The 3,940-nt window shown below is 69.0% G+C and carries 1 protein-coding gene, 1 tRNA gene and 2 pseudogenes; 3 read left to right on the forward strand and 1 reads right to left on the reverse strand.

Features of this window, described 5'->3' with window-relative positions; all coding sequences use genetic code 11:
• Nucleotides 1-245, reverse strand: a pseudogene (locus K1Y73_RS21480) (hypothetical protein); the annotation flags it as partial.
• Nucleotides 246-290: 45 nt separating this feature from the next.
• On the opposite strand from K1Y73_RS21480, the pseudogene tsaD reads away from it, so the two are divergent.
• The 3 genes and pseudogenes from tsaD to K1Y73_RS21495 form a co-directional block, all read left to right on the forward strand.
• Nucleotides 291-1,121 (forward strand): annotated as a pseudogene (gene tsaD / locus K1Y73_RS21485) (tRNA (adenosine(37)-N6)-threonylcarbamoyltransferase complex transferase subunit TsaD); the annotation flags it as partial.
• A gap of 148 nt (nt 1,122-1,269) precedes the next feature.
• Nucleotides 1,270-1,356 (forward strand) — tRNA-Leu (locus K1Y73_RS21490).
• 203 nt (nt 1,357-1,559) lie between these two features.
• Nucleotides 1,560-3,940: Hint domain-containing protein (locus K1Y73_RS21495; RefSeq protein WP_225030443.1), on the forward strand; the 2,381-nt coding region annotated here is incomplete at its 3' end.

The following is a 3,940-nucleotide window of genomic DNA, read 5'->3' on the forward strand; positions in this document are numbered from 1 at the left end:
AGGCGCGGCAGGCCCGGCCCCAGCCGCCCCGCCGCAAGCGCCCCGGGTTCGGAACTGAGCAGCAGCGCCGCGAAATCGCCCGCGGGCAGCGGCGGCGTCAGATCCTCGGTCCGCATCAGCGGCGCGATCAGCGCCCGGGCCTGCGGGGCGGCTGCGGCCAGCATCTGCGCGAAACGGCTGGCCTGCGGTTCGGGGCGGGTGATCAGCACCGGGATCTGGCCGGCTATTGTCGATTGTCCTGACATGGGCGCGATGGTACCTCCGGGGAGGAGCGGGCCACAAGCAGGACCATGGGCAAGGCGCTGACATTCCTGGGGATCGAATCCAGCTGCGACGATACCGCGGCGGGGCTGGTGCGGCTGGGCGACGGGGGCCCCGAAATCCTGGCCTCGGTGGTCGAGGGTCAGACCGCGCTGCATGCCGATTTCGGCGGCGTCGTGCCGGAAATCGCCGCGCGGGCCCATGCCGAGAAGCTGGACCATGTGGTCGAGGCGGCGCTGGCGGCGGCCGGGATGCGTTTGGGCGATCTGGACGGTATCGCGGTGACGGCGGGCCCTGGGCTGATCGGCGGGCTCATGAGCGGGCTGATGCTGGCCAAGGGGCTGGCGGCGGCGACCGGGCTGCCTTTGGTGGGCGTCAACCATCTGGCCGGCCATGCGCTGACCCCGCGGCTGACCGATGCGGTGGACTTTCCCTATCTGATGCTGCTGGTCTCGGGCGGGCATTGCCAGTTCCTGGCGGTCGAGGGCCCGGCGCAGTTCCGCCGGCTGGGCAGCACGATCGACGATGCCCCGGGCGAGGCTTTCGACAAGGTGGCAAAGATCCTGGGCCTGCCGCAGCCGGGCGGCCCGGCGGTCGAGGCCGAGGCCTTGGCGGGCGATCCCGCGCGCTTCCGCTTTCCGCGGCCCCTGCTGGATCGGCCGGGCTGCGATCTGTCGTTCAGCGGGCTGAAGACGGCGGTCTTGCGGGCCCGCGACGAGATTGTCGCCCAGAAATCCGGCCTGACCCGGCAGGACCGCGCCGATCTTTGCGCGGGCTTTCAGGCTGCGGTAGCCGATGTGCTGGCGGAAAAGACCCGCCGGGCGCTGGCCGCCTTTCCGGCACCGGTGCTGGCCGTGGCGGCCGCGGCCCGGCTGCCCTTCCTGCTGTTTGCCGGTCTCTGAGACGGCCCTTGCGCCGGCCGCGCCAGGGCGCGGTCGGGGCAAGAGATTCCCTCTTTCCTTCCCGGCAGGCTGCGGCTAAATACCGGCCACCCGAGGCCGGGCGCATGCGGATGTGGCGGAATTGGTAGACGCGCAGCGTTGAGGTCGCTGTTCCTTAACCGGAGTGAAAGTTCGAGTCTTTTCATCCGCACCAGCCCGGCCCGGGTCCGTCGCACGGACCTGGGCCTTTTCGTTTCCGCTTCCGGTCCTCTTCCCGACGCCGCCCAGGCCGAATGCCGATCATTTCCCGAAAATTCGCGTCTTAACCGGGATTTAGCCGCAAGACGCTAGCGCTTGTCCAAGATGCGGGCCCGGCGGTCCGCAGATGATCGACAGGCCGAGTGGCGGGCGGGACGCATGACGACCTATTATGGCGGATCGGGCAATGACACGGTCTCGGGCACGATCCTGAACGACACGATGTATGGCGATGCCGGCAATGACAGCCTGAATGGCGGCTGGCTGGACGATCAGCTTTATGGCGGAACGGGCGACGACACGCTGCTGGGCGATCTCGGCTATGACGTGCTGCATGGCGATGCCGGAAATGACCTGCTCTATGGCGGGGACGATACCTATGACGATCTGTACGGCGGCGATGGCAATGACACGCTTTATGCCGGCAACAGCAGCGGCGATTACAGCTATGGCGGGGCGGGCGACGACCTGATCTTTGACGGCGACGGGGCCGACATGGCGCGGGGCGGTCAGGGCAATGACACGCTTTACGGCGGCTACGGCGACGATACCGATGTGGGCGGCACCGGCAATGATCTGATCTATGGCGGCCATGGCAGCGATTCCCTGGCGGGCGACGACGGTCACGATACGGTCGATGGCGGGACCGAGGCCGATACGATCCAGGGCGGGCAGGGCGGCGATCTGCTGACGGGCGATGACGGCGCGGATCTGATCCATGGCGATATCCGCACCTTCAGCCCGTCGGCCTATGCGTCGGGCGGGGCGGGCAGCGCCACGACCTTCAGCCTGACCAACGACTCGACCCTGACCCTCCGGCTGTACTGGATCGACGGCACCGGCACGCCGCAGCTTTACGCCACGCTCGCCCCCGGCCAAAGCTGGAGCGGCGCGACGCTCAGCGACAGCAACTTCATGCTGACCGATGCCGCGACGGGCGATTACCTGTCCGTCTATGTCGGCGGGGTGAACCAGTCGGTCACCTTCACCGAGGATTTTGCCGACACGATCTATGGCGGCCAGGGGGCCGACACGATCTATGGCGATTACGGCAATGACCTGATCGACGCCGGGACCGAGAACGACCTTGTCTATGGCGGCGCCGGCAATGACAGTCTTTCGGGCGGAGCGGGCAACGACACGCTGGCGGGCGACGCCGGCGATGACACGCTGGCCGGCGGGGCGGGGGCCGATGTCTTCTATGGCGGCACGGGGCTGGACGTGCTGGACTATTCCGCCTCGGGCGGGGCGGTGCTGGTCAATCTGCAGACCGGCGTATTTTCGGGCGGCGATGCCAGCGGCGATTCGCTCGGCAGCGGGATCGACGGGATCATCGGCTCGGCCCATGACGACACGCTGACCGGCGCCGATGCCCAGTCGACGATCCCCGCGGACAGGTACACGACCTGGATCTCGGCCGGGGCTGGCAATGACCTGGTCAAGGGCGGCGGCGGGAACGATTCGCTTTATGGCGATGCCGGCAATGACACGCTGTATGGCGGCACGGGCGACGATCTGCTGGCGGGGGGCGCGGGCGACGATTCGCTGATCGGCAATGAGGGATCCGATACGTTCGCGGTCAGCGAAAGCGATGGCCAGGACCAGATCCTGGGCGGCGACGAGGGCGGGGATACCGATATCCTGTCGCTTGCCACCACGCTTGCGGGCGGGGTGACGGTAACGTTCCAGGGCTGGGAATGGGGCAGCTACAGCTTCGGCCCCGGCGCGGCCGGCGGCCAGTTCCACGAGATCGAGCAGATCGAGGGCAGCGCCCAGGCCGATCTGATCGACGCCACCGCCTCGGGTGCGGCGCTGACGCTGTCGGGCAATGCCGGCAATGACACATTGCTGGGCGGCGGCGGCGACGATCTGCTGTCGGGGGGCGCGGGTGCCGATCTGCTGGCGGGCGGGGCGGGCAATGACACGTTGTCGGGCGGCGCGGGACAGGATCTTTTCGGGCTGACGGAAGGCGGCGGGGCGGACCGGATCGCCGATTTCGACATGACCCTGGCCGATGGCCGCACCGCCGATCAGCTGGATGCCAGCGATCTGCGCAATCCCGATGGCAGCCCGCTGCGCTGGGGCGATTACACGATCGCTGATGACGGGCAGGGCAATACGCTGCTGAGCTTTCCCGAAGGCGAAAGCCTGGTGCTGGTGGGCGTGGCGCCGGGCGGGATCGGCAAGCTTGAGGCGCATCAGATGGGCCTGCCCTGTTTCACCGCCGGCACGCTGATCGACACGCCCCAGGGCCGTCGCCCGGTCGAGGCGCTGCGGGCGGGCGATCTGGTCGTGACGCCGCAGGGCGCCCAGCCCTTGCTTTGGGCGGGGGGGCGGCGGATCGACGCGGCCGAACTGGCGGTGCGGCCGGGGCTGCGGCCGGTGCTGATCCGCGCCGGGGCGCTGGGCAATGACCGGCCGCTTTGCCTGTCGCGCCAGCATGCGCTGCTGATCGAAGGGCCCGGGGGGCAGCCCGCACTGGTCAGGGCGGGGCAGCTGGCGCAGCTGGGCCAGGGCGCCTTCCGCGTGCAGGAGGGACG

The organism is Xinfangfangia pollutisoli (assembly GCF_020179405.1).
GTDB lineage: Bacteria > Pseudomonadota > Alphaproteobacteria > Rhodobacterales > Rhodobacteraceae > Pseudogemmobacter > Pseudogemmobacter pollutisoli.